The organism is Kitasatospora sp. NPDC096147, from assembly GCF_044763225.1.
Lineage (GTDB): Bacteria > Actinomycetota > Actinomycetes > Streptomycetales > Streptomycetaceae > Kitasatospora.
In genome coordinates, this window is the sequence record NZ_JBIWFX010000001.1 from 922113 (window position 1) to 943709 (window position 21597).

The 21597-nt window shown below is 74.3% G+C and carries 25 protein-coding genes; 14 read left to right on the forward strand and 11 right to left on the reverse strand.

Annotation, left to right across the window (positions count from 1 at the left end; translation table 11 throughout):
• Window positions 1–122: 122 nt before the first annotated feature.
• The gene (locus ACIRBX_RS03925) at window positions 123–1115 is read left to right on the forward strand and encodes a glycosyltransferase family 2 protein (protein WP_402293555.1); all 993 of its coding nucleotides are present in this window, start codon (window positions 123–125) and stop codon (window positions 1113–1115) included.
• A gap of 82 nt (window positions 1116–1197) precedes the next feature.
• Here ACIRBX_RS03925 and ACIRBX_RS03930 read toward each other — a convergent pair whose 3' ends face one another.
• Window positions 1198–1797, reverse strand: coding sequence for an HIT family protein (locus tag ACIRBX_RS03930; RefSeq protein ID WP_402293556.1), 600 nt, complete (start codon window positions 1795–1797; stop codon window positions 1198–1200).
• A gap of 69 nt (window positions 1798–1866) precedes the next feature.
• Here ACIRBX_RS03930 and ACIRBX_RS03935 point away from each other — a divergent pair, with 69 nt between their 5' ends.
• Window positions 1867–4734, forward strand: a complete 2868-nt coding sequence (locus tag ACIRBX_RS03935; RefSeq protein ID WP_402293557.1) for an FAD-binding and (Fe-S)-binding domain-containing protein — start codon at window positions 1867–1869, stop codon at window positions 4732–4734.
• A gap of 121 nt (window positions 4735–4855) precedes the next feature.
• Window positions 4856–5269, forward strand: a complete 414-nt coding sequence (locus tag ACIRBX_RS03940) for a PaaI family thioesterase (protein WP_402293558.1) — start codon at window positions 4856–4858, stop codon at window positions 5267–5269.
• A gap of 63 nt (window positions 5270–5332) precedes the next feature.
• Here ACIRBX_RS03940 and ACIRBX_RS03945 read toward each other — a convergent pair whose 3' ends face one another.
• Window positions 5333–5761 (reverse strand): CBS domain-containing protein, encoded by a 429-nt coding sequence (locus ACIRBX_RS03945; RefSeq protein ID WP_402293559.1) that lies wholly within the window; start codon window positions 5759–5761, stop codon window positions 5333–5335.
• Complete coding sequence (locus ACIRBX_RS03950) at window positions 5758–6753, reverse strand: slipin family protein (RefSeq protein WP_402293560.1); 996 nt, start codon at window positions 6751–6753, stop codon at window positions 5758–5760. Before ACIRBX_RS03950 ends, ACIRBX_RS03945 begins: the two co-directional genes overlap by 4 nt.
• Window positions 6754–6884: 131 nt before the next feature.
• On the opposite strand from ACIRBX_RS03950, the gene ACIRBX_RS03955 reads away from it, so the two are divergent.
• Complete coding sequence (locus tag ACIRBX_RS03955) at window positions 6885–7286, forward strand: hypothetical protein (RefSeq protein WP_402293561.1); 402 nt, start codon at window positions 6885–6887, stop codon at window positions 7284–7286.
• A 12-nt stretch (window positions 7287–7298) separates the two neighbouring features.
• Here ACIRBX_RS03955 and ACIRBX_RS03960 read toward each other — a convergent pair whose 3' ends face one another.
• A complete protein-coding gene (locus ACIRBX_RS03960) occupies window positions 7299–8060 on the reverse strand; it encodes a uracil-DNA glycosylase (RefSeq protein ID WP_402293562.1) in 762 nt (253 codons plus the stop codon).
• Between the two features lie 121 nt (window positions 8061–8181).
• Window positions 8182–9792, reverse strand: a complete 1611-nt coding sequence (locus ACIRBX_RS03965; protein WP_402293563.1) for a hypothetical protein — start codon at window positions 9790–9792, stop codon at window positions 8182–8184.
• Window positions 9793–10002: 210 nt separating this feature from the next.
• Here ACIRBX_RS03965 and ACIRBX_RS03970 point away from each other — a divergent pair, with 210 nt between their 5' ends.
• Window positions 10003–10140, forward strand: coding sequence for a hypothetical protein (locus tag ACIRBX_RS03970; protein ID WP_402293564.1), 138 nt, complete (start codon window positions 10003–10005; stop codon window positions 10138–10140).
• A 27-nt stretch (window positions 10141–10167) separates the two neighbouring features.
• Here ACIRBX_RS03970 and ACIRBX_RS03975 read toward each other — a convergent pair whose 3' ends face one another.
• Window positions 10168–10941, reverse strand: a complete 774-nt coding sequence (locus ACIRBX_RS03975; protein ID WP_402293565.1) for a CHAD domain-containing protein — start codon at window positions 10939–10941, stop codon at window positions 10168–10170.
• A 263-nt stretch (window positions 10942–11204) separates the two neighbouring features.
• Here ACIRBX_RS03975 and ACIRBX_RS03980 point away from each other — a divergent pair, with 263 nt between their 5' ends.
• The 3 genes from ACIRBX_RS03980 to ACIRBX_RS03990 all read left to right on the forward strand — a co-directional run bounded on the left by ACIRBX_RS03980 (window position 11205) and on the right by ACIRBX_RS03990 (window position 13386).
• Window positions 11205–11852 (forward strand): hypothetical protein, encoded by a 648-nt coding sequence (locus tag ACIRBX_RS03980; protein WP_402293566.1) that lies wholly within the window; start codon window positions 11205–11207, stop codon window positions 11850–11852.
• Window positions 11853–11959: 107 nt separating this feature from the next.
• Window positions 11960–12778 (forward strand): thioredoxin domain-containing protein, encoded by an 819-nt coding sequence (locus tag ACIRBX_RS03985; RefSeq protein WP_402293567.1) that lies wholly within the window; start codon window positions 11960–11962, stop codon window positions 12776–12778.
• A complete protein-coding gene (locus ACIRBX_RS03990) occupies window positions 12775–13386 on the forward strand; it encodes a vitamin K epoxide reductase family protein (RefSeq protein ID WP_402293568.1) in 612 nt (203 codons plus the stop codon). The genes ACIRBX_RS03985 and ACIRBX_RS03990 overlap by 4 nt, the downstream gene beginning before the upstream one ends.
• Before the next feature lie 76 nt (window positions 13387–13462).
• Here the strand turns inward: ACIRBX_RS03990 and ACIRBX_RS03995 are convergent, their stop codons facing one another.
• The gene (locus ACIRBX_RS03995) at window positions 13463–14461 is read right to left on the reverse strand and encodes a Gfo/Idh/MocA family protein (protein WP_402293569.1); all 999 of its coding nucleotides are present in this window, start codon (window positions 14459–14461) and stop codon (window positions 13463–13465) included.
• Window positions 14462–14545: 84 nt separating this feature from the next.
• On the opposite strand from ACIRBX_RS03995, the gene ACIRBX_RS04000 reads away from it, so the two are divergent.
• Window positions 14546–15184, forward strand: a complete 639-nt coding sequence (locus tag ACIRBX_RS04000) for a hypothetical protein (RefSeq protein WP_402293570.1) — start codon at window positions 14546–14548, stop codon at window positions 15182–15184.
• Window positions 15185–15193: 9 nt separating this feature from the next.
• Here the strand turns inward: ACIRBX_RS04000 and ACIRBX_RS04005 are convergent, their stop codons facing one another.
• Window positions 15194–15688, reverse strand: a complete 495-nt coding sequence (locus ACIRBX_RS04005) for a hypothetical protein (RefSeq protein ID WP_402293571.1) — start codon at window positions 15686–15688, stop codon at window positions 15194–15196.
• On the opposite strand from ACIRBX_RS04005, the gene ACIRBX_RS04010 reads away from it, so the two are divergent.
• Both ACIRBX_RS04010 and ACIRBX_RS04015 read left to right on the forward strand, forming a co-directional pair.
• On the forward strand, window positions 15673–16080 hold the full coding sequence (locus ACIRBX_RS04010; protein WP_402293572.1) for an oligopeptide/dipeptide ABC transporter ATP-binding protein: 408 nt from the start codon (window positions 15673–15675) through the stop codon (window positions 16078–16080). The genes ACIRBX_RS04005 and ACIRBX_RS04010 overlap by 16 nt on opposite strands.
• Complete coding sequence (locus ACIRBX_RS04015) at window positions 16077–17060, forward strand: ABC transporter ATP-binding protein (protein WP_402293573.1); 984 nt, start codon at window positions 16077–16079, stop codon at window positions 17058–17060. Before ACIRBX_RS04010 ends, ACIRBX_RS04015 begins: the two co-directional genes overlap by 4 nt.
• 53 nt (window positions 17061–17113) lie before the next feature.
• On the opposite strand, the gene ACIRBX_RS04020 is transcribed toward ACIRBX_RS04015, so the two are convergent.
• Both ACIRBX_RS04020 and ACIRBX_RS04025 read right to left on the reverse strand, forming a co-directional pair.
• A complete protein-coding gene (locus ACIRBX_RS04020) occupies window positions 17114–17599 on the reverse strand; it encodes a GNAT family N-acetyltransferase (protein WP_402293574.1) in 486 nt (161 codons plus the stop codon).
• Between the two features lie 25 nt (window positions 17600–17624).
• On the reverse strand, window positions 17625–18035 hold the full coding sequence (locus tag ACIRBX_RS04025; RefSeq protein ID WP_402293575.1) for an ankyrin repeat domain-containing protein: 411 nt from the start codon (window positions 18033–18035) through the stop codon (window positions 17625–17627).
• Window positions 18036–18280: 245 nt separating this feature from the next.
• Between ACIRBX_RS04025 and ACIRBX_RS04030 the strand changes: the two genes are divergently transcribed.
• The 3 genes from ACIRBX_RS04030 to ACIRBX_RS04040 all read left to right on the forward strand — a co-directional run bounded on the left by ACIRBX_RS04030 (window position 18281) and on the right by ACIRBX_RS04040 (window position 20782).
• Window positions 18281–18475 (forward strand): hypothetical protein, encoded by a 195-nt coding sequence (locus ACIRBX_RS04030; protein ID WP_280717270.1) that lies wholly within the window; start codon window positions 18281–18283, stop codon window positions 18473–18475.
• Between the two features lie 92 nt (window positions 18476–18567).
• On the forward strand, window positions 18568–20166 hold the full coding sequence (locus ACIRBX_RS04035) for a hypothetical protein (protein WP_402293576.1): 1599 nt from the start codon (window positions 18568–18570) through the stop codon (window positions 20164–20166).
• A gap of 241 nt (window positions 20167–20407) precedes the next feature.
• Complete coding sequence (locus tag ACIRBX_RS04040) at window positions 20408–20782, forward strand: RNA polymerase-binding protein RbpA (protein ID WP_345286024.1); 375 nt, start codon at window positions 20408–20410, stop codon at window positions 20780–20782.
• Window positions 20783–20947: 165 nt separating this feature from the next.
• Here the strand turns inward: ACIRBX_RS04040 and fxsA are convergent, their stop codons facing one another.
• A complete protein-coding gene (fxsA, locus tag ACIRBX_RS04045; protein ID WP_402293577.1) occupies window positions 20948–21526 on the reverse strand; it encodes an FxsA family membrane protein in 579 nt (192 codons plus the stop codon).
• Window positions 21527–21597 lie beyond the last annotated feature (71 nt).

Genomic DNA, 21597 nt, shown 5'->3' on the forward strand with positions numbered 1-21597 from the left:
GGCATTGCGTGTCGCCACCGTGAAGATCCTGGGAACGTTGCTCCGGTTCTGCCCGACCATCGGGCGGTTTGTGGCTTTTTCGACCTTTGCGGGGACGTGTACGCACCCCTAGCCTCCCGGCCATGCCCAACCCGCTGATCTCCGTGGTGCTCCCCGTCTACGACCGGCAGCAGCAGCTGACGGACTGCCTGGACTCGCTGCTCGCGCAGACCCTGCGCGACTTCGAGGTGCTCCTGGTGGTGGACGGCTCCCCGGACTCCCCCGAGCGCGTGGCAGCCGCGTACGAGCTGCGCGACCCCCGGATACGGATGCTCCGGCTGAACGCGGCCGTCGGCATCGGCCGGGCCCGGAACGCGGGGATGGCCCGGGCGGTCGGCGAGTACCTGCTCTTCCTGGACAGCGACCACCTGCTCGACCCGGACGCGCTCGGCGTGCTGGCGGAGCGGCTGACCGGGACCGGACCGGTGGACGTGCTGCTGTTCGGCCACGACCGCGAGCACGGTGGCCGGGTCTGGCCCGGCGGCTCGGGCGAGCTGCTGGCCGGGCTGGGCCCCGGGGTCTTCGGGCCGCTGGACCACCCGGAGCTGCTGGGCGCACCGGCCCACGCCTGGGACCGGCTGATCCGGCGCGGCCTGGTGCCGCCGTTCCCGGACGGCAGCCACGAGGAGATACCGGTGGTCCACCAGGCGATGCTGACGGCCCGTCGGGTGGCGGTGCTGGAGCGGACCTGCGTGCGGATCCGCCGCCGGCACACCGTGCACCCGACCGGCTCGCCCGGCAGCAGCCACTTCGACCTGTTCGACCAGTACCAGCGCAGCTTCGAACTCCTGGACGGCACACCGGAGTCGGATCCCTTCCGGGCCCCGCTGTTCACCCGGATGGTGCGGCACCTGCTGTTCGTCTTCGACCTGGCCGGCTGCGTCGACCGGGCCGAGCGCCCGCAGTTCTTCCAGCGCGCGGCCGAGGCCTACCGGACCTACCAGCCGGACGGCTACCGCAGGCCGGGAGGCCGGGAGGGCGTGAAGTTCTCCCTGCTGGCGAACGGCGCCTACCCGGCCTTCGAGGTGGCCAAGCTCGGCCAGATCGCCCGCACGGCGGTGGCGGGCCGCCGCTGACGCTCCGCTGCCCCGCCCGCCCCAGGAGCTCGGCAGGCCGGGGCAGGACCGGGCCGGGGTGGGGGCAGGGCGGGCGGGCGGGTCAGACGTGCGCGGTGCCGCCGCCCTCGGCCATCGCGGCGGCGATCACCTTCCGGTTCGCCTCCCCCAGCTCCGCCCGCAGCGGCGGGAGCAGGTCCCCCCAGAGCCCGAGGAAGCTGCCGCGCAGCTGCATCAGACCCTCCGGCCTGGCGACCAGCCACAGGTGCAGGTGCGCCGCGCCATCACCCCAGCGGTTCACGTGCACCCGGCCGATCCCGCCGATCTCCTTGACCGCCCGTTCGACGCGCTGGAGCAGCGGGCCGAGCTCGGCCGCGCGCTCCGGCGGCAGGTCGGCGAGGTCGTGGTGGCCCCGGGGGAAGAGCAGCAGGGTGGCCGGCAGCCCGTCCGGCTCCTTCAGGGCGCTGAGCCGCCAGTGCTCGTCGGTCCAGACGAAGGAGTCGTCGGGCCGCTGGCACTGGTTGCAGCTCTCCGGGCCGTCCTCACCGTGCCGGGGCGGCTCGGGGAGCACCGGAGGCTCCAACCGCTTGACGGTCATCTCGCCGGTCAGGGGGAAGGTGTCCCAGGACGCGGCCTCGGGCGCGGGCAGGTCCTGGCCGAACGGCAGCCCGGCGAGGTACGGGTTCTCCACGTGATCGCTCATGCCCGCACGGTGCCATATGACATGGCGTCAGCTCCACCGGATTCGGGCCGGGGCTGGGATGATCGGCGCATGCCGACTGCCGATCTGGCCCGTGCCCTGCGCCACGAACTCCGTGGCGAGGTCCGCTTCTCCGCCGCCGAGCGCACCGTCTACGGCCACGACGCCTCCAACTACCGGCACCCGCCGCTGGGCGTGGTCAAGCCCGCCGACCGGAACGACGTCCGGGCCGCCGTGGCACTCTGCCGGGAGTACGGCGTGCCGATCGTTCCGCGCGGGGCCGGCACCAGCATCGGCGGCCAGGCGATCGGACCGGGCGCGGTGGTGCTGGACTTCCGCCGCCACCTCGGCCGGGTGCTCGCCGTCGACCCGGACGCCCGGACTGCCACCGTCGAGCCCGGGACGGTGCTGGACGTGCTCCAGGCCGCCGCCCGCCCGTACGGGCTGCGCTTCGGACCGGACCCGTCCACCCACAGCCGCTGCACCCTGGGCGGCATGATCGGCAACGACTCCTGCGGCTCGCACTCGCTCGCCTGGGGCCGCACCTCCGACAACCTGCACACCCTCGACCTGCTGCTGTCCGACTCCACCGAACTGACCGTCACGGGCCCGCTCACCCCCGCCGAGCGCGCCGCGCTACGCGAACGGCCGGGCCGCGAGGGCACGCTCCACCGCTCCCTTCAGGACCTGACGGACAACCACCTGGCGGTGCTGCGGCAGTCGATGCCCGTCCTGCCCCGCCGCACCTCGGGCTACCCGCTGGACGCCCTGCTGCCCGAGCGCGGCCACGACCTGGCCCGGGCCCTGACCGGGACCGAGGGCACCTGCGCCCTGCTGCTGGGCGCCACCGTCCGGCTGGTCGAGGCCCCCGCCGCCACCGCATTGGTGGTGGCCGGGTACCCGGACGAGACGGCCGCCGCCGACGCGGTGCCCGCGCTGCTGCCGCTGCGCCCGCTGACCGCCGAGGGGATGGCCGCCGACCTGGTCGAGGCGCTGCTCGCGGCCGGGCCCCGGCCGGCCGCGCTGGACCGGCTGCCGGAGGGCAGCTGCTGGCTCTTCCTGGAGACCGGCGGCGCCACCCCGGCCCAGGCACTGGCCGCCGCCCGCGAACTGGCCGACGCCGTCCGCCGGGAGCGCCGGGCGAGCGTCGCGGTGGTCACCGACCGGGCCGAGCAGCGCCAGCTCTGGGCCGTCCGGGAGGCCGGGGCGGGCATCGTCACCCGCACGCCCGGCGGGGGCGAGGCGTGGCCGGGCTGGGAGGACTCCGCCGTCCCGGTCGAGCGGCTCGGCGACTACCTGCGCGGGCTGCGCGCCCTGCTGGCCCGGCACGGGCTGCGCGGCGTCCCGTACGGGCACTTCGGCGAGGGCTGCGTCCACCTGCGGCTGGACTTCCCGCTGACCGACCCTCAGCGGCTGCCGGAGTTCCGGGAGTTCATGACCGAGGCGGCCGATCTGGTGGTGGCGCACGGCGGTTCGCTCTCCGGCGAGCACGGCGACGGCCAGGCCCGGGCCGAGCTGCTGCCCCGGATGTACCCACCGGAGGTGATCGGCCTGTTCGGCGCCTTCAAGCGGATCTGGGACCCGGCCGGCCTGCTCAACCCGGGCGCCCTGGTCGACCCGCGCCCGCTCGACGCCGACCTGCGCTTCCCCGGGCGGGACCTGCTGCCGCTGGCGCTGCCGTTCGAACGCGACGGCGGCAGTCTGCTCAAGGCGGTGCACCGCTGCGTCGGGGTGGGCAAGTGCGTGGACACCACGACCGGGGTGATGTGCCCCAGCTACATGGTCACCGAGGAGGAGCGGCACTCCACCCGGGGCCGGGCCCGGCTGCTGGCCGAGATGCTGCGCGGGGAGCTGCTGCCGGGTGAGGCACTGATCACCGACGGCTGGCGCTCCGAGGAGGTCCGGGAGGCGCTGGACCTCTGCCTCGGCTGCAAGGGCTGCGCCAGTGACTGCCCGGTGCACGTGGACATGGCCACCTACCGGGCCGAGTTCCTGCACCGGCACCACCGCCACCGGCTCCGCCCGCGCTCGCACTACTCGATGGGCTGGCTGCCGCTGACCCTGCGGGCCGCCGTGGCGCCGGGGCTGGTCAACCGGCTCTTCCGCTCGCCCACCGTCGTCGCGCTGCTCAAGCGGCTGGGCGGCATCGACCCGCGCCGCCCGCTGCCGCCGCTGGCCGGGCAGACCTTCGAGCGCTGGCACCGGGCCCGCCCTCGGACGGCCGGCACCCCCGTGCTGCTCTGGCCGGACACCTTCACCAACCACCTGGACCCGGCCCCGGCCCGGGCCGCCGTCGAGGTGCTGGAGCACCTCGGGTACTCCGTCCGGCTGCCCACCGGTCCGGTCTGCTGCGGTCTCACCTGGTACTCCACCGGCCAACTCGGCGTCGCCCGTGCGGTGTTGAGGCGAAGCCTGCGGGCCCTGCCGGCCGACCTGCCGATCATCGGCCTGGATCCGAGCTGCACCGCCGCGCTGCGCGAGGAGCTGCCCCGGCTGCTCGGCCCGGCCGCCGGGGACGTGCCGGGCCGGGTGCACACCCTGGCCGAGTTCCTCGACCTGGACGAGGTCGAGCTGCCCCGGCTGGACGGCACCCGCGCGATCACCCAGACCCACTGCCACCAGCACGCCGTGCTGGGCACCGCCGCCGACCGCCGCCTGGACGCCCGACTCGGGCTGCACAACGAGGTGTTGGACTCCGGCTGCTGCGGGCTGGCCGGGAACTTCGGCTTCGAGCGCGGCCACTACGAGGTCTCCACCGCCGCCGCCGAACGCGTCCTGCTCCCCGCCGTCCGGGCCGCGGCCCCCGGCACCGTGGTACTCGCCGACGGCTTCAGCTGCCGGACCCAGATCGCCCAACTCGCCGACGGCCGCCGCGCCGTCCACCTGGCCGAGCTCCTGCGCGACGCGCTCCGCAGTGCCCCGCCCTCCGGCCCCGCGTGACGGACCCGCCTGACGCCCCCTCATCCGCTCCGACCGCCCCGGTCCGGGCCACGTGATCGACAGCGTCCGTTCCCCGTACGGTCCCTGGCGCCGTGGCCTGCTCCGACGCCACAATGGCCGGGTGACCATCACCACCGCCGAGGCGGACAAGATCCTGGCCGACAACTTCGCGCCCTGGGTACAGGCCCTCGGCCTGTCGGTGGCCGAGACCGGGGACCGGCACGCGGTGCTCCGCCTGCCCTGGTCCGAGCAACTGGCCCGGGAGGGCGGCGGGCTCTCCGGCCAGGCCCTGATGGCCGCCGCCGACACCGCCAGCGTGATCGCCCTCTCCGCCGCGCTCGGCGGCTTCGGCCCGATGACCACCGCCCAGCAGTCCATCACCTTCCAGCGCGCGGTGCTCGGCGCCGACGTCCTGGTGGAGGCCCGGATCACCAAGCTCGGCCGCCGGCTGGCCTTCCTCGACGTCACCCTCACCGCCGAGGGCACCGAGGCGGTGGCCGCCCACGCGACCACCGTCTACGCCTTCCCGGGCTGAGCCCGCACGCGTCGGGGCGCCGGTCCGTCCCTGCGGACCGGCGCCCCTCGGAGCGAGGCAGGTTCAGTCGGCCTCGGCGCAGATCGCGGACACGAACTCCGCCACCCGCTCCTGCGGCATCCCGCGCGCGATGTCGGCCTCGCTGATCATGCCGACCAGCTTGTGGTCGGGATGGTCGATCACCGGCAGCCGCCGCACCCGGTGCTGCTCCATGACCCGCAGCACCTGCTCGGTGTCCTCGTCCGCCTCCACCACCATCGGCCTGCCCTGGGCGAGTTCGCCCGCCGTGACGGAGCCCGGGTCGCGGCCGTCGGCCACGCATCTGAGCACGATGTCCCGGTCGGTGAGGATGCCCATCAGCTTCTCGTCCGGCCCGCAGATCGGCAGCGCGCCGACGTCCTGCTCCTTCATGATGCGGGCCGCCTCGGCCAGCGTCTGGTGGTCCCGGACGCACTCGGCACCGGGGTGCATGATGTCCTTCGCCATACTCATCGTCCGTCCTCCTGCCCTCGATTCCCCTCCCATCCTGTGCTGCCCTCCGGGGCCCCGCCACCGCTGCCCGCCCCGCCCGCCAGACGGCTCAGCAGCTCGGCCGGCTCCGGCAGTTCGAGCTGCTCCACCGCCCGCTCGACCGACTCCGACACCGGCCCTGGCACGGGCTCCGGCCCGGGCTCGGAAGCAGACTCCGACGCGGGCTGCCGGACCGACGCGCGGCCACGCCCCTGCTTCTCCTCGGTGGCCACGTCCAGGAAGCGCAGCAGCTCGACCGGGAAGGGCAGCACCAGGGTCGAGTTCTTCTCCGCCGCCACCTCCACCACGGTCTGCAGCAGCCGGAGTTGGAGCGCGGCCGGGGCGCGGCTCATGATGGTCGCCGCCTCCGCGAGCCGGGCCGACGCCTGGTACTCGCCGTCGGCCGTGATGATCCGGGCCCGTCGCTCCCGCTCCGCCTCGGCCTGCCGGGACATCGAGCGCTTCATCGACTCCGGCAGCGCCACGTCCTTGATCTCCACCCGGTCGATCTGGATCCCCCACCCCAGCGCCGGGCTGTCCAGCATCAGCGCCAGTCCCTGGTTGATCGGCTCGCGGTTGGCCAGCAGGTCGTCCAGTTCGCTCTTGCCGATGATCGAGCGCAGCGAGGTCTGCGCGACCTGGGAGATGGCGAACTGGTAGTCCTGCACGTTCACCGTGGCCCGCACCGGGTCCACCACGTTGAAGTAGACGACGGCGTCCACCCGCACCGTCACGTTGTCCCGGGTGATGCCCTCCTGCGCCGGGACCGGCAGGGTGACGATCTGGACGTTGACCCGGGTCATCCGGTCCACCACCGGCACGATCAACGCCAGGCCCGGCTGCCGGATCTCCTCCCGCACCCGCCCGAACCGGAACACCACCCCGCGCTGGTACTGCTGCACCACCCGGGCTCCCGCCCCGGCGACCAGTACGACCACCGCCAGCACCGCCAGCACCACGCCCAGCACGATCATGCCCGTCACCTCGGCACAGCGATCTACGGACCCGCCGTCCACGCTACTCCGGCGCCACCCGGCAACGGGCGGGCCAGGTCGGCCGGAAAGCGGGCAGCGACTGTCGGCGCCCTGCGCCATCATGGCCACCCATGGACCCCGAAACGCTCGTTGACGTCTGGCAGCGACTGCTGATCGACCCCACCCACTCCTGGGTGCTGTTCGAGCACGGCACCTGTGTCGTGCTCCCGGCCCCCGTCGGGGACCTCGCCACCCAGGCCACCGACATCCTGCGGGTGGCCGGGCCGGTGCACGTCGGCTCCCCCGCGGCCGACTTCGGAGTGCTGGACGTCCTTGCCGCCGACGGCTGGGTGGTCACCGGCGACCATCCCGACGTCCTCACCTACGTCGCCCCCGAGGAGCTCACCGAGCGGGACGACTTCACCGTCGGCATCCACGGCCGCGCCAAACGGCACCGCGACGGCACCGAGCTGACGGTCGTCCACGTCGCGGACCGGCGCATCCCCCAGGACCGGCGCCCGGACGGGGCCTGAGCGCGGCCCCCGCTACTCCGCCTCCACCCGCTCCACCCGCTCCACCGGCTCCAGCCCGGCCGAGCGGGCCGCCTCGGCGAGCAGCTCGCGCAGCATGGCGGTGGTGAGCCGCCCGGTGTAGGTGTTGCGCGGGCTGACGTGGTAGCAGCCGAACAGCTTCAGCGGCGGGCCGCCGTCCGCCGCCGGCAGCACGGCGACCGCGCCGTGGCCGAACTTCGGCCGGGGGCGCGGCAGTTGCCACCCCGCGTCGGCGAGCACCGGCAGCACCGCCTGCCAGGCGAAGCCGCCGAGCGCGACCACCGTCCGCACGGTCGGCCGCAGGAAGGTCAACTCCCGGGCGATCCAAGGGCGGCAGGTGTCGCGCTCCTCGGTGGTCGGCTTGTTCTCCGGCGGGGCGCAGCGCACCGGGTCGGTGATCCGCACCCCGTACAGCTCCAGGCCGTCCCCGTGCACCACCGATTCCGGCCGGTTCGCCAACCCCAGCTCGTGCAGGGTCCGGTAGAGCAGGTCACCGGACGGGTCGCCCGTGAAGATCCGCCCGGTCCGGTTGGCCCCGTGCGCGGCGGGGGCCAGGCCGACCACCACCAACGACGCGTCGGCGGGCCCGAATCCGGGGATCGGCCGGGCCCAGTAGTCCCAGTCCTGGTAGGCCCGCCGCTTCACCCTGGCCGCCTCCTCCCGCCACTCCACCAGTCTCGGGCAGGCGCGGCAGTCCACCACGGCCCGGTCCAGGGCGTCCAGACCGGGCAGGGAGGGGGCCTCAGCGGGATCCATCCCCTGATCCTAGATCTGCCACCGCCACCCTCCCGGTCGGCCGGAGCAGGTCGGAGCACGGCGCGGGCCCGTGCGACGCCCCCGTTCGACGTCGCACGGGCCGGGTGTCCCGCTCCTCGGGTCAGCCGCCGAGTCGGACCGTGTCGGCGGTGGCCCAACTGCCGAAGCCCGTGGCGGGGAGCCACCAGGTGTGGTTCAGACGGCGGTCGGAGTTGACGGCGAAGACGTCGAAGGACTGCTTGTCGGGGTTGTAGGCGGCGACGGGCGCGCCGATCACGCTCGCTCCGGTCGCGGTGGCCCAGCTGCCGAAGCCGGTCGCCGGGGTCCACCAGGTGTGCTTCTGGCTGCCGTCGGTGCCGATGGCGAACACGTCGAAGGTCGCGGAGACCGGGTTGTACACTGCCGACGGCGCACCGGTCACCCCTCCCCCGGCCGCCGCCCAACTGCCGAAGCCGGTCGCCGGAGTCCACCACGTGTGGTTCAGCGAACCGTCGGTGCCGATGGCGAACACGTCGAAGGTCGAGGAGACCGGGTTGTACACCGCGGACGGCGCACCGGTGACCTTCCGGTTCGGCTCGGTGGCCCAGGCACCGAAGCCGGTCGCCGGAGTCCACCAGGTGTGCCGGAGGAAGCCGTCCGTCCCGGTCGCGAACACGTCGAAGGTCGCGGAGACCGGGTTGTACACCGCCGAAGGCGTACCGGTGACGCCGCCGCCGGCCGCCGCCCAACTGCCGAAGCCGGTCGCCGGAATCCACCACGTGTGGTTCAGCGAACCGTCGGTCCCCGTGGCGAACACGTCGAAGGAGTGGCTCACCGGGTTGTACACCGCCGTCGGCGTGCCGGTGACCTTCCGGTTCGGCTCGGTGGCCCAGGCACCGAAGCCCGTCGCCGGATCCCACCACGTGTGCCGCAGGAAGCCGTCCGTCCCGGTCGCGAACACGTCGAACGACCCCGAGACCGGGTTGTACACCGCCGACGGCCTGCCCGTCACGCCGCCGCCCGCCGAGGCCCACGCACCGAAGCCCGTCGCCGGATCCCACCAGGTGTGCTTCAGCGCACCGTCAGTGCCGGTGGCGAAGACGTCGAAGGTCCTGGTCGCCGGGTTGTAGACCGTCGCCGCCGAGGTCCGGTGGTCGGCGGGGACCACCGGACCGGTGTGGTCGGGGTACCAGTACGCGGGGCGGGGGTCGGCGGTGAACCAGCTGGTCTGGCGGTTGGCGCCGGCCCAGGAGAAGGCGAAGTGCACGTGGTTGCGGTGGCAGCCGCCGGCGCTCCCGTCGCAGGTGTAGGTCTTCCAACTCTTGTCGGAGTCGTAGAGGTTGATGACCCGTTCGTTCCAGATCACGTAGGCGATGCCCAGGCGGCGGGCCATCGCGTGGGCATTGCCGTCGGCGTCGGTGGCGAGCATCCAGTCCAGCACCTTCTGCACCCGGGCGGCCTCGGCCGGGACGGAGGCGTTGTTCATCCAGTCGAGCGCCCGGCCCTCCATGTGCTCGTAGCCGCTGCACGCGACGATCCCGCCGTTGGAGCCGCCCATCCGGGATATCAGCACGTCCTTGAACTCGACCACGCCGGGCTTGGCGTAGGCGGAGTCGGTGCAGTTCCGGGCCGCGACGTACGGCTGGTAGCCGTCGATGGCCGGCTCCGCCCCGGCCGGTGCCGCGGCCGGCATCGCGGTGATGGCCAACGCCGTTGCCAGGGTAGCGAGTCGGGCGAGTGGTCTGGTGCGCACCGGTGGTCTCCTGAGGCTCGTGGGAAGCGTCTGCCTGCCTGCGGCGCTCACTCTGGCAGCGGCGCACGGGCGACGGAGCCTGCGAAGTCCCAGGTTGCCGGGCGACGGCGGGGTGTGCTGGACACCGTGGTCAGCGAGGCCCCTGCGGTCCGATATCCTGATCACATGCCAACTTCAACACCGGTCGCCACGGCGCGATTTGACTCCCGGATGCTGGCAGCCGAGTTCGTCCTCGAAGTACGGGCCCGGCGGCGCGCCGAGCACCCCGACGACGTCGCCGCCCAGTGGGCGTGGACGACCGACGAGCAGGCCGAGTTCGAGCGGCTCGTGGCGGCCTTCACCGACTGACGCCCGGCCGGCTCGCCGGCACCGGCATCAGCAGACCTGACGCTCCACCGCACGGGCCACGGCCGCCTGGCCGGCGTGCAGGACGCCGTACTGGAAGGCGTGCCCGTCCCGGGCCAGTTCGCGCAGGGCCGCTCGGGCCACCACCGAGTCCTGGTGCAGGCCGAGGACGTCCTGAAGGGCCTTCATCCGGCCCGCCAGCTTGGGGACGCCGAGGGTCTCGCCGAGGTAGCGGGCACGCTTGGCGGCCTTGCGGGCCTCGTGCAGCGCGATGTCGCGCTCGGCCCCGGTGGTCTTCCGGGCACGCTTGAGGCGGCGCCGGACCCGGCGCTTCGCGGCGGTGACCAGCTCGGCCGGGTCGGGCAGGTCCGCGGCGTCCAGTGGACGGACCGTCAGTTCGCCCAGGTCACCGAGCAGGGCCCGGTAGCGCGGGCTGTCCAGGGCGGCCAGCGCGGTGCACCGGCCCAGCTCGGTGCGGCGGCGGGTCCAGGCGGCCAGTTCGGCGGCCACCTCCTCCGGGTCCAGCTCCGGCGGCAGCGCACCGGCCTCGGCGATCAGCGCGGCGCCCAGCACCTCGGCGTCCCGGGCACCGCCCAGGGCCCGGCCCAGCCACCGCAGCTCGGCGGCGAGGTCCTGCCCCGGCCCGCCGTACTCGCGCAGCGCGCTCCGCAGCCGCCGGGCGGCGACCCGCATCCGGTGCACCGCGTCCGGCACGTCGGCCCGGACCAGCGGCTCCAGCCCCGCCAGCACCACCACCTGCCGGGCCGCCCGCACCGCCAACAGCTCGACCGTCGCCTCCGCCACCACCGCGCTCACCTCTCGCCTCGCACCGGACCCGTCCCCCCAGGCTTCGCCACCCCGGCGCGCGCCGCACCCCGGCAGGGCCGACCGGCCGTCGGGCTCCACCACACCCACACCGTCCCTGCACGGCCACCCTCACTACGCTCCGACCGCCGGAACGACCGTCGGCACGCCCGCCGACGGTCCGTCAGGTCCACGTACGGGAAGGCCCGTCGGGTGACAGGGGGGCTCGTGCGGGCACGGATGGGCGTGCCATACTCCCCACGATGAGTGGCGACCGAGCGGTGAAGGTGGTGCGGGCAGCGGTGTTCACCGCGCTCGCCGTGCCGCTGTCCGCGCTCGGCCAGGTTCTGGTGACCGGCCGGCCGCTCCCGCTCTCCCTCGTCCTGGTGGCCACCCTCGCGGTGTTCCTGGTCGCGCTGGCGGCCTGCGGGGCGCGGCAGCGCGGGCTGCTGCACCTGGTGGCCGTGATGGTGCCGGTCGAGCTGCTGCTCAACGCGGCCTTCAACCTCGGGCAGGACGCCTGTGCCGCCCCGGCCCGCAGTGTGGACCTGCTGGTCTGCGGCGGCGGCTCGCTGAGCGGGCCGCTGTTCGCCGCGACACCGGGGTCGGCGGCCACCAGCGCGCAGGCCTTGGTGCTGCTGGTGCACCTGGCGCTGGCCCTGGCCGCCGCCTGCTGGCTGCGGCTCGGTGAGGTGGCGCTGACCGGGCTGGCCGAGGCACTCCGCCTGCTCGCGGGGCTGCTGCCCCCGCCGCTGCGCGCGCTGCTCCTGCTCGCCCCCCTGCCGCTCCCCGCGCGGGCGCTCACGCCCCCGCTGCGCGCGGCGGTCCTGCTCCCCCGGCGTGAAGGCGTGGTCCTCACCCCGGCGCCCCGGCGCGGCCCTCCGGCGCGCGAGTTCGCCCTCGCCCGCTGACGGAGCGCGTCACCCGCACCCCTGCTGGTCCGACCCTCCGACGGCTCACCCCACCCACGGCCGGCCGTGGCCCGGCCTGCCCGCGCCCCAGGAGTTGACGGACCGTCATGAGCACCCCGAAGAACACCGCCCCGACCACCGCCCGGCGCCCCGACGCCCGGACCCGCCTCGCCGAGGCCCGCGAGGCCGAGGCCCGCCGTACCGCCACCCGCCGCCGGCTCACCACGGCCGCAGCCGTGGTCGCCGTGCTCGCCCTCTCCGGCGTCACCGTCGCGGTGGTCGACTCCGCCCGCACCAGCGCCGAGCCGGCCCAGGCCGGCACCGCCGCCGCGCTGGTCGTGCCGGCCCACGCCACCGGCCCGGACGGCACCGTGGTCACCTACGGCCGGGCCGACGCCCCGCACATCCTCAAGGTCTACGAGGACTTCCGCTGCCCGGTCTGCGAGCAGCTGGAGACCAGCGCGGGGCGGACCATCCAGCAGCTCGCCGACGAGGGCACCTACAAGATCGAGTTCCACCTGGCCGCCTTCCTGGACGACCGCCTCGGCGGCAAGGGCTCGAAGACCGCACTGGCCGCCGTCGGCGCCGCGCTGAACGAGGGCCCGGACAAGTTCAAGGCCTTCCACGACGTGCTCTACGCCCACCAGCCCGAGGAGCGGACCGACGGCTTCGGCGACGTCAACACCATCCTCGACCTGGCCGGGAAGGTACCGGGCCTGAAGACCGACGCCTTCGTGAAGGCGGTCACCGAGGGCACCTACCTGCCGTGGGCCGCCAAGGTGGCCAAGGCCTTCCAGACCAGCGGCGTGCGCGGCACCCCGACCGTGCTGCTGGACGACAAGCAGCTGAACGTCTTCCCGGGCGACCGGATCATCACCGGCGACGCCTTCGCCGCGCTGGTCCGCCAGAGCGTGGGCACACCGTGAGCACCCACACCGGCGCCGTTGCCGCCCCCGCCACCGCCACCGCCGTCCCGATGACCGCCGACCGGCGGGTGGCCTGGCTGCTCACCGTCTGCGGGGCCCTCGGCCTGGCCGCCTCCGGCGTCCTGACGGTCGACAAGCTGCGGCTGCTCCAGGACCCGTCCTACGTCCCCAGCTGCAACATCAACCCGGTGATCAGCTGCGGCTCGGTCATGCGGACCGACCAGGCCAGCGCCTTCGGCGTCCCCAACTCGCTCTTCGGCCTCGCCGCCTTCGCGGTGGTGCTGGCGACCGGCGTGGGGCTGTTCGCGGGCGCCGGCTACCGGCGGTGGTACTGGACCGGGCTCCAGCTCGGCAGCCTGGCCGGGGTCGGCACCGTGGTCTGGCTGGCCGACCAGGCGCTGTACGAGATCGGCGCGCTCTGCCCGTACTGCCTGGTGGTCTGGGCGGTGGTGCTGCCGCTCGCCTGGTACCTCTCGCTGCACAACTCGGCCCGACTGCGGCGCCTGGTCGGGAGCTACCACTGGACGGTGCCGCTGCTCTGGTACACCGTGCTGACCCTGCTGGTGCTGACCCGGTTCTGGTCCTACTGGCGCACCCTGCTGCCCTGACGCACCGCCAGGACCGCAGAGGCGGCAGGGCGGCAGGGCAGCTGAGCAGCAGGGGCGCGGGCTACCCGGGCGAGGGCTACTCGCCCGGGTAGCGCACGCCGATCCGTTCGCGGACGGCGTCCAGGGTGCGCATCACCGCGAGCGTCGAGTCCAGTGGCACGTACGGCGATTCGGTGAGCCCGGCCCGCAGGCAGCGGACCACCTCCGCGGCCTCCGGACCGTAGCCGTGGCCACTGCCCCGGGCCGTCCGGTGCGGCTCCGGGTCGCGGCCCTCGCGGTGCAGGGTGAAGCCGGTGGGGTGGAAGAAGTCGCGCTCCAGCTCGATCCAGCCCTCGGTGCCGTGCACGGCGGCACGCTGGCCGCTCTGCGCCACCAGGGTGCAGCTCAGCAGCGCGGTGGCGCCGCTCGCGTGCCCCAGCACCACACCGGTGTTGGCATCCACACCCCGGTCGGTGAGCGAGGCCCAGGCGTGCACCGACTCCGGTTCGCCGAGCAGCAGTTGGGCGAACGAGACGGGGTAGACGCCGAGGTCGAGCAGCGCCCCGCCGCCGAGCGCCGGGTCCCACAGCCGGTGGGCCGGGTCGACCGGCCCGACGAAGCCGAACTCGGCCTGGACGGAGCGGACTTCACCGATGGCGCCGTCCGCGACCAGCTCGGCGATCCTGCGCACGGTGGGGTTGAGGTAGGTCCACATCGCCTCCATCAGGAACAGCTCGCGCTTGCGGGCGGTGGCGATCAGCTCGGCACTCTGCGCCGCGTTCAGGGTGAACGGCTTCTCGCAGAGCACCGCCTTGTCCGCCGCCAGCAGCAGCGCGGTGGCCTCCTGGTGCGCGTTGTGCGGGGTGGCCACGTAGACCACGTCCACCTCGGGGTCGGCCGCCAGCTCCTGCCAGCTGCCGTACGCGCGCGGTATCCCGTACCGGCCGGCGAACGACCGGGCCGCCGCCTCCGTCCGGGAGGCCACCGCGTGCACCACGGCCCCCTCCACCGCCGCGAGGTCCTCGGTGAAGGCGGCGGCGATCCCCCCGGTGGCCAGCACGCCCCAACGGATCGGACGGTCGGTGATCGGCTGCACGGGCTCTCCTCCTGCACGGTCCCCGCCGCCCGGCCGGGCGGAAAACCCGGGGCGGTCCGGGCACGGGTACGGAACACTGCCGGGATGATCGTGATGAAGCCCGTGGTGGAAGTCAACGGCTCCGCGCAGTTCGGCCTCTGGCCGGTGGAGGTTCTGCCCGACCGGACACTCCTGCCGCTGCACGGTGGGCTGACGCCCGCCGAGCTCGGCAGCGCGATGCTGGCCATCGTCTCGACCAACGACAACGACCCGGAGGAGTGGCCCTACCCGATGCCGCCCCGGCCCGCCGATCCGCTGGCCGGCTTCCTGCACGGGCTGCTGACCATCGACTCGCCGGAGGCGTACGGGGGACTCCGGGTGACCGACACCGCGACCGGTGTGGTGTTCGACCCCGCCTGCTGCGACGGAGTGGAGGACTGGCGCGACTGGCAGCGGGTGGTCGACGGCGGCGAACTCTGGTACGGACACGAACCGTTGAGCCCGCACGCGGACGGCACCGGCCCGCTGGTCCGCCTCACCGTGAACGCCGAGGACCCGGCGAGCCCGGCGATCGAGCTGACGCACGCCGCACTGGCCCGGCTGCTGGGCGAGGTGGAACAGGACCTGTCCGACTTCCTCGCCCTCGCCGACCGGTGGGCGCAGCGGCAGCTGCCCGAGCCGTTCGCCGTGCCGGTCACGGACGCCCTGGCCCGAATCCTCTCCCCCGGCCACCCGCTCGGCTGAGCCGGGCGGTCAGTCGGGCAGCTCCAGCGGTGCGGCATCGGCCTCCAACGCACCGACCGGGGAGTGCTCGTGGCCGCCCCCGGACCCGCACCACCACACCACCGCCTGGTCGGCCGAGCGGGGATGCAGGCCGATCCGGTGCGCAGGGCAGGCCGGCCACACCAGCCGGAGCTCCTCCATCACGGTCTGCTGCACCGCCTCGGCGACCCGCAGCAGGAAGGGCTCCGCACCGTCCGGGTCCACCGGCTCACCGAACGGACTCCCTGCGGCCATCGCCAGGTAGGGCTGCTCCGACCCATGCCCACCCGACGGCGATCCGGATCCGGCCCGGCGGACCATGAACACCAGCCCCTCCAGGCCCAGCAGACTCGTCGTCAGGTCGCGGTTCACCACCGCGAGCGCCGCCGCCAGTCGGGGCCACCGCCCGGGCTCGGCCCGGGCGGGCGGGAGCGGGCCCGCCGGTTCGTCGTCGGGTCCGAAGCTCAGGTGTGAGGAGTAGGCCACCCCGACATCGTCCCGGCAGCACCGCCCGGGCTGCCATCAGTTTCCCCACCTCCCACACTCGTTCGTCATCAGCCCACCCGTACACCGCCGCCCTGCTGCGCTCCGTGCCCCGGGTCACCGGACCGCTGCGCCGCACCCTGCCGGCCATCGCCGGCTCCCCGCCGGACCTCTCCCGGCCGCTGCCGGGCTGCCCCTTCGCCCCGCGCTGCGAGCGGGCCCGGGCGGTCTGCTCGGCCGAGGCCCCGCCACCGCACACCGCCGCTCCCGGCCACACGACGACCTGTCACTTCCCGCTCACCGCACCGCCGGCCGCCGCCCTCCCCGCACCACGCACCGCACCAATCACCGCCGCCCACACCGCACCGCCCACCACCCCGGAGACCTCCGCATGAGCGCGCCCGCCCCGCCGCAGGCCACCGCCCCACCGGCCCCCGCCGTCCTGGCGGCCACCGGCCTCTCCGTGGTGCACCGCACCCGCTCCGGCCCTCTGCACGCCGTCAGCGACGCCTCCCTGACCCTGCGTCAGGGCCGCACGCTGGCCCTGGTCGGCGAATCCGGCTCCGGCAAGAGCAGCATCGCCCGTGCCCTGCTCCGGCTGCCGCCGCCCACCGCCGGGACCGTCACCCTGGACGGCACCGACCTGGCCCGGCTGCCCGCCCGCGAGCTGCGCGCCCTGCGCCCCCGGCTCCAGATGGTCTTCCAGGACCCGCTCTCCTCGCTCAACCCGCGCCGCCGGGTCCGCGACCTGGTCGCCGAACCGCTCGACGCCCACCCCGAGCCGGGCCGGGACCGCACCGCGGTGGTCGAGGAGCAGCTGACCGCGGTCGGCCTGCCGCCCGCGGTCTTCGCCGACCGCCGCCCGGCCCAGCTCTCCGGCGGCCAGGCCCAGCGGGTCGCCATCGCCCGGGCGCTGGCCGCTCGGCCCCGGGTGCTGATCGCCGACGAGGCGGTCTCCGCCCTCGACGTCTCCGCCCAGGCCACCGTGCTCAACCTGCTCCGCGAGCTGACCGCACAGCGCGGCCTGGCCGGGCTGTTCATCTCCCACGACCTCGGCGTGGTGCGGGCCGTCAGCGACGAGGTGGCCGTGCTCCAGCTCGGCCGGATCTGCGAGCGCGGCCCCACCGAGGCGGTGCTGGCCGCCCCGGCCCACCCGTACACCGCCGCGCTGCTGGCCGCCGTCCCCGAGCCCGGCCGCCCGCTCGGCGACAGCCTGCTGCTCCCGGGCGAGCCGCCCTCGCCGTTGGCCCCGCCCTCCGGCTGCCGCTTCCGCACCCGCTGCCCGCTCGCCGAGCCGCGCTGCGCCACCGAGGTGCCCGAGCTGCGCCCGGCCGGCCCGGAGCGGGTGGTGGCCTGTCACCGACCGCTGGCCTGAACGGCACGCGGCCCGGCCGCCCCCGTCGCGGGGGCGGCCGGGCCGACGGTGCGTCAGGCGACGGCCGGCACCAGCTCCTTGCCGTAGCAGAGGCTCTCCGGGTGGTCCCGGTAGTAGCCGAACTTGGTGATCGGCCGGTACCCCTCGGACTCGTACAGCCCGATCGCCTCCGGCTGCTCGGTGCCGGTCTCCAGGATCAGCCTGGTCAGCCCGGCGGCGAGCGCCTCGGCCTCCAGGTGCCGCAGCACCAGCCGGGACAGGCCCTTGCCCCGGGCGGACGCCGAGACGTACATCCGCTTCAGCTCGCCGTCGCCGTCCCGGACGTCGTCCGCCCCGGCGCTCTTCACCCGGAAGCCGCCGCAGGCGACCGGCGCGCCGTCCAGGTAGCCGACCACGAAGAGCCCGGCGGGCGGGTCGAAGTGCTCCGGGTGGATCACCGTCAGATCGCCCTCGCCGTACCGCTGGACGTACTCCAGCTGGACCTCGGCCGAGAGCTTGGCGGCATCGGGATGTGCGTAACCGGTGGTGCGGATCTCCATGACGGCCAAGCCTACGGCCCCGCCCTCAGCGGGCCTCGAACCGGGCCACCAGGTCGTCCTTGCCGAACATCCGGGCCGTCTCCACCGCCGTCGGGGTGCCCGCCTTCGGGTCGGCGCTCCCCTCCAGCAGGGCGTCGATCACCGCCGCCTCGCCCTTGAACACGGCACCCGCCAGCGGCGTCTGGCCCCGGTCGTTGACCCGGTCCGGGTCGGCGCCGTGGGCCAGCAGCACCCGGACGGTGTCGGCGTGGCCGTGGTACGCGGCCAGCATCACCAGGGAGTCACCGCGGTCGTTCGACAGGTCGGCCGGCGCACCGGCGTCCAGGTAGGCGCCGAGCAGCGCGGTGTCGCCCTGCCGGGCCGCGTCGAAGAGCTTGCCGGCCAGGGCGATGACCTCGGCGTCCGGGGTCTTGGGAGTGTCGGCGGAGTCTGACATGACAGGGCCTCTCTCGGATCGGGGTCGGTGGTGCCGTACGCACCGTAGCGGACGACACGCGCACGGACGGAAGGGACAGCCGTTCGGGCGAATTTCGCCGCTCGTGTACGCCCTACGCCGGGCTTCTGCGGAGAACCACCCGTTTGCCACGTTCCATCATCTATTACTTTTTGTCACGATAAGGGCACTTTCGGTTACGCAATATTTTTCTGTGTCCCGTTGTCCCCAGATCGAGGAGCAGTCGCGTGATTCTCTCCATCTCCGGCATCGTCCTGTTCGGCACCATTGCCTTCCTGTTCTTCCGCCGAGACGGACTCAAGGTCTCGCACGCGATCGTCTGCGCCCTCCTCGGCTTCTACATCGCGGGCTCCTCGATCGCCCCGAGCATCCAGGCCGGCGGCGCCAGCCTGGCCAGCCTGCTGGGCGGCCTCAAGTTCTGACGGTCCGGCACCTCCTCGGCCCGGGTGCGGATCCCCGCCGCCCCGGGCCTCCTGCCATCCCCCCGCCCGCCGTCCCCGGAGAGTCCCGCCGAATGTCCGTCACCCGTCATCTCAGCCGTGGCCGCGACCTGGCCCGCACCGCCGGCGACCACGCCGCAGACATGTTCGCCCCGCTCACCGTCCTCGGGCGGGGCCTGCGCCACCACTCCGACTGGGCCAAGGCCCGCTGGGCCGCCACCCCGAAGGAGAAGCGCGGCCCGACGCTCTTCCTGACCGCCGCCGCCGTGCTCGGCGTCTTCCTGGTCCCGCGCGGCCCGCTGTTCGCCCTGATCGCCCTGATGGCCAGCGCGGCCTGGTACGGACGCGCCCCCAAGGCCGCCCCCGCGCCGCCCGCCCCGGACGCCGGCGACCTCAAGCTGGCCGCCCTGTACGCGGCGCTCACCCCGTACCTGGCCGGCCCGGACGAGCCGGGCCCGCTCTACTCGCCCGAGGGCAGCCACAAGGACGCCTTCGGCCCCTCGGAGTTCGACTCCGAGGGCCGGCTGCGCTCCCTCGACCTCGCCTACCCGGCCTGGTTCACCGACACCGAACCGTCCGCCCGGGCCCGGATCGAGCAGGTGATCCAGGGCAAGGCCGGCCGGGGCCGGGAGTACCGCTTCGACTGGGACGAGGAGTCCAACCGGCTGCGGGTCAGCGCGCTCGCCCCGCTGGCCACCGACATCCTGGCCCAGCCCTTCGTCACCGCCCCCGGCGAGATCGTGCTCGGCTTCACCGACGCCCACGACAGCCAGCGCACCATCCCGGTCACCCAGGGCGGCGTCACCGCCCAGCAGCCCCCGGTGGTCTGGCGCACCGGCCCGCGCGCCACCGAGCCGCACCTGCTGGCGCTCGGCACCGCCGGCTCCGGTACCTCCACCCTGCTGCGCTCGATCGCCCTCCAGGCCCTGCGGCACGGCGACCTGATGGTGATCGACGGCGCCGGCACCGGCGAGCACGCCTGCCTGGTCAACCGCCCCGGCGTGCACACCGTGGAGACCAGCCTGCGCGGCACCCTGGCCGCCCTGGAGTGGGCCGCCCAGGAGACCGAGCGCCGGCTCACCGCCCTGAACGCCGCCCGCCACCACGGCGTGGCCGTCCCCGAGGACGTCACCCGCCCGCTCTGGCTGCTGCTCGACCACCCCACCGAGCTCACCGAGCTGGCCCACGCCGAGGGCCGCCCCGACCCGCAGGAGCTGCTGGAGCTCCCGCTGCGCCACGGCCGGGCGGCCCGGGTCACCGTGGTCATCGCCGACGACCTGACGGCGTACGAGCGGATCTCCCCGACCGCCCGGGCCACCACCCGGGCCCGGGTGGTGCTCGGCCAGACCACCGCCGAGACCGCCTCGGCCGCCCTCGCCACCGCCCTGGACATCACCCCGGCGGCCGGCCGCACCGAGCCCGGCCGGGGCTACGCCCGGCTCGGCACTGGCAGCCCCGTCCGCCTCCAGGTGCCGGTCACGGTGGATCCGCTGGACGAGGAGGCCCCCACCGCGCACCGCGAGGCGGTGATCGCCCTGCTCCCCCACCGCGACACCCGCACCGAGGCCGCCGCCGACCCGCTGCGCAAGGCCACCACCCCCGCCGAGGCCGGCCCGGCGGTGCCCGATGCCCCGAAGGAACCGCCGACGATCCGACCCCGTCCTGTGTGGTGAATCCGTAACCGCTAAGCTGTCTGGCCGCGACCAACTGGACAACTCTGCGCCACGATGACGGCACACTGGGTGATAAATACGCTCAGATGTGACAAATCGGGCGACGATGGGTACAAACAGGGGCGGCACGACAGGCGACGTACGCCCTGGAACGGGAATCTTCGTCGGCGGCCGAGCGTTGACCGAACGACGATGACAGACCACTAGTCCTGTGGGCCAGAAGCCCGGGAGGCACGATTTCATGAGCGAGCGAGCTCTCCGCGGCACGCGACTCGGGGCGACCAGCTACGAGACCGACCGTGGAATCGACCTGGCTCCCCGCCAGACCGTCGAGTACGCATGTCAGAACGGACACCGGTTCGAGGTTCCCTTCTCCGTCGAGGCGGAGATCCCCTCGGCCTGGGAATGCCGGTTCTGTGGCCAGGAGGCCATGCTGCTGGACGGTGATGAGCCGGAGGAGAAGAAGACCAAGCCGACGCGTACCCATTGGGACATGCTGATGGAGCGTCGGACGCGCGAGGAGTTGGAGGAGGTCCTGGCCGAGCGCCTGGCCGTCCTCCGCTCCGGTGGGATGAACCTCGCGGTCCACCCGCGGGACACCCGCAAGAGCGCCTGACCGAGTAGCGCACCACCGCACCACCGAAGAGGGGCCCGAGCTTCCGCCCAGGAAGCCCGGGCCCCTCGGTGCGTCCCGTCCCGGCCCGGCCCGGACACGCCGATGCCCCCGGAAGCGGCTGCTTCCGGGGGCGTCGGCGGTGACGCGGCGTCAGCCGACGGGCCCTCAGCCGGCGATCGGGGGGCGGTACTCGGTGTCCGGGCCCTGGCGGGCCGGGCCGGCGGGCGGGTCGACCACCTCGCCCTGGATGACCTTGCCGTCGGGGCGGTGGATGCGCAGCTGCTCCTGGAGGCGCACGGCGTCCGCCAGGCGGTCCGCACCGAGCGGGGAGGTGGAGCGCAGTGCCTTCCCGGCCAGTCGGCGGCCCAGGGTGCGCCACAGGGCCCTGGTGGGCGGGAAGAGCAGCGAGAGGCCGAGCACGTCGGAGAGGAAGCCCGGCAGGATCAGCAGGGTGCCGGCCAGCACGGTCATGCTGGTGCCGGTCTGCGGCTGGGCGGACTGCGGGTCCTTGCTCTGCGCGATCGCGGCCGAGATCGCCTTCAGACCGGCCCGCTTGATCAGCCAGCCACCCAGGAAGACGCCACCGGCCAGCAGCAGGATCACGGCGAACCAGCTGGTCGCCGAGGCGACCACGGTCAGCAGCCAGATCTCCAGCACCAGCCAGGCGGCGATCAGCAGCGGCAGCACCCGGCGCAGGCGGCTGCGCGGCGGGGCCGAGGGGGCCGGGGGTACGTGCTGGCTCACGGTTCTGATCCACTCCGTCGTGGTGCCCGGCTCAGGACCTGGCCGGCGTCTCCGACCCGCACCCCGGGCAC

Bases quoted from the DNA above. Each gene is read 5' to 3' on its own strand.
- ACIRBX_RS03925 (WP_402293555.1), top strand. From the start codon at position 123: ATGCCCAACCCGCTGATCTCCGTGGTGCTCCCCGTCTACGACCGGCAG.
- ACIRBX_RS04040 (WP_345286024.1), top strand. From the start codon at position 20,408: ATGAGCGAGCGAGCTCTCCGCGGCACGCGACTCGGGGCGACCAGCTAC.
- ACIRBX_RS04000 (WP_402293570.1), top strand. From the start codon at position 14,546: ATGATCGTGATGAAGCCCGTGGTGGAAGTCAACGGCTCCGCGCAGTTC.
- ACIRBX_RS03945 (WP_402293559.1), bottom strand. From the start codon at position 5,761: ATGAGTATGGCGAAGGACATCATGCACCCCGGTGCCGAGTGCGTCCGG.
- ACIRBX_RS03950 (WP_402293560.1), bottom strand. From the start codon at position 6,753: ATGATCGTGCTGGGCGTGGTGCTGGCGGTGCTGGCGGTGGTCGTACTG.
- ACIRBX_RS04025 (WP_402293575.1), bottom strand. From the start codon at position 18,035: ATGTCAGACTCCGCCGACACTCCCAAGACCCCGGACGCCGAGGTCATC.
- ACIRBX_RS03930 (WP_402293556.1), bottom strand. From the start codon at position 1,797: ATGAGCGATCACGTGGAGAACCCGTACCTCGCCGGGCTGCCGTTCGGC.
- ACIRBX_RS04035 (WP_402293576.1), top strand. From the start codon at position 18,568: ATGTCCGTCACCCGTCATCTCAGCCGTGGCCGCGACCTGGCCCGCACC.
- ACIRBX_RS03960 (WP_402293562.1), bottom strand. From the start codon at position 8,060: ATGGATCCCGCTGAGGCCCCCTCCCTGCCCGGTCTGGACGCCCTGGAC.
- ACIRBX_RS03935 (WP_402293557.1), top strand. From the start codon at position 1,867: ATGCCGACTGCCGATCTGGCCCGTGCCCTGCGCCACGAACTCCGTGGC.
- ACIRBX_RS03980 (WP_402293566.1), top strand. From the start codon at position 11,205: ATGAGTGGCGACCGAGCGGTGAAGGTGGTGCGGGCAGCGGTGTTCACC.
- ACIRBX_RS04020 (WP_402293574.1), bottom strand. From the start codon at position 17,599: ATGGAGATCCGCACCACCGGTTACGCACATCCCGATGCCGCCAAGCTC.
- ACIRBX_RS03955 (WP_402293561.1), top strand. From the start codon at position 6,885: ATGGACCCCGAAACGCTCGTTGACGTCTGGCAGCGACTGCTGATCGAC.
- ACIRBX_RS03970 (WP_402293564.1), top strand. From the start codon at position 10,003: ATGCTGGCAGCCGAGTTCGTCCTCGAAGTACGGGCCCGGCGGCGCGCC.
- ACIRBX_RS03985 (WP_402293567.1), top strand. From the start codon at position 11,960: ATGAGCACCCCGAAGAACACCGCCCCGACCACCGCCCGGCGCCCCGAC.
- ACIRBX_RS04015 (WP_402293573.1), top strand. From the start codon at position 16,077: ATGAGCGCGCCCGCCCCGCCGCAGGCCACCGCCCCACCGGCCCCCGCC.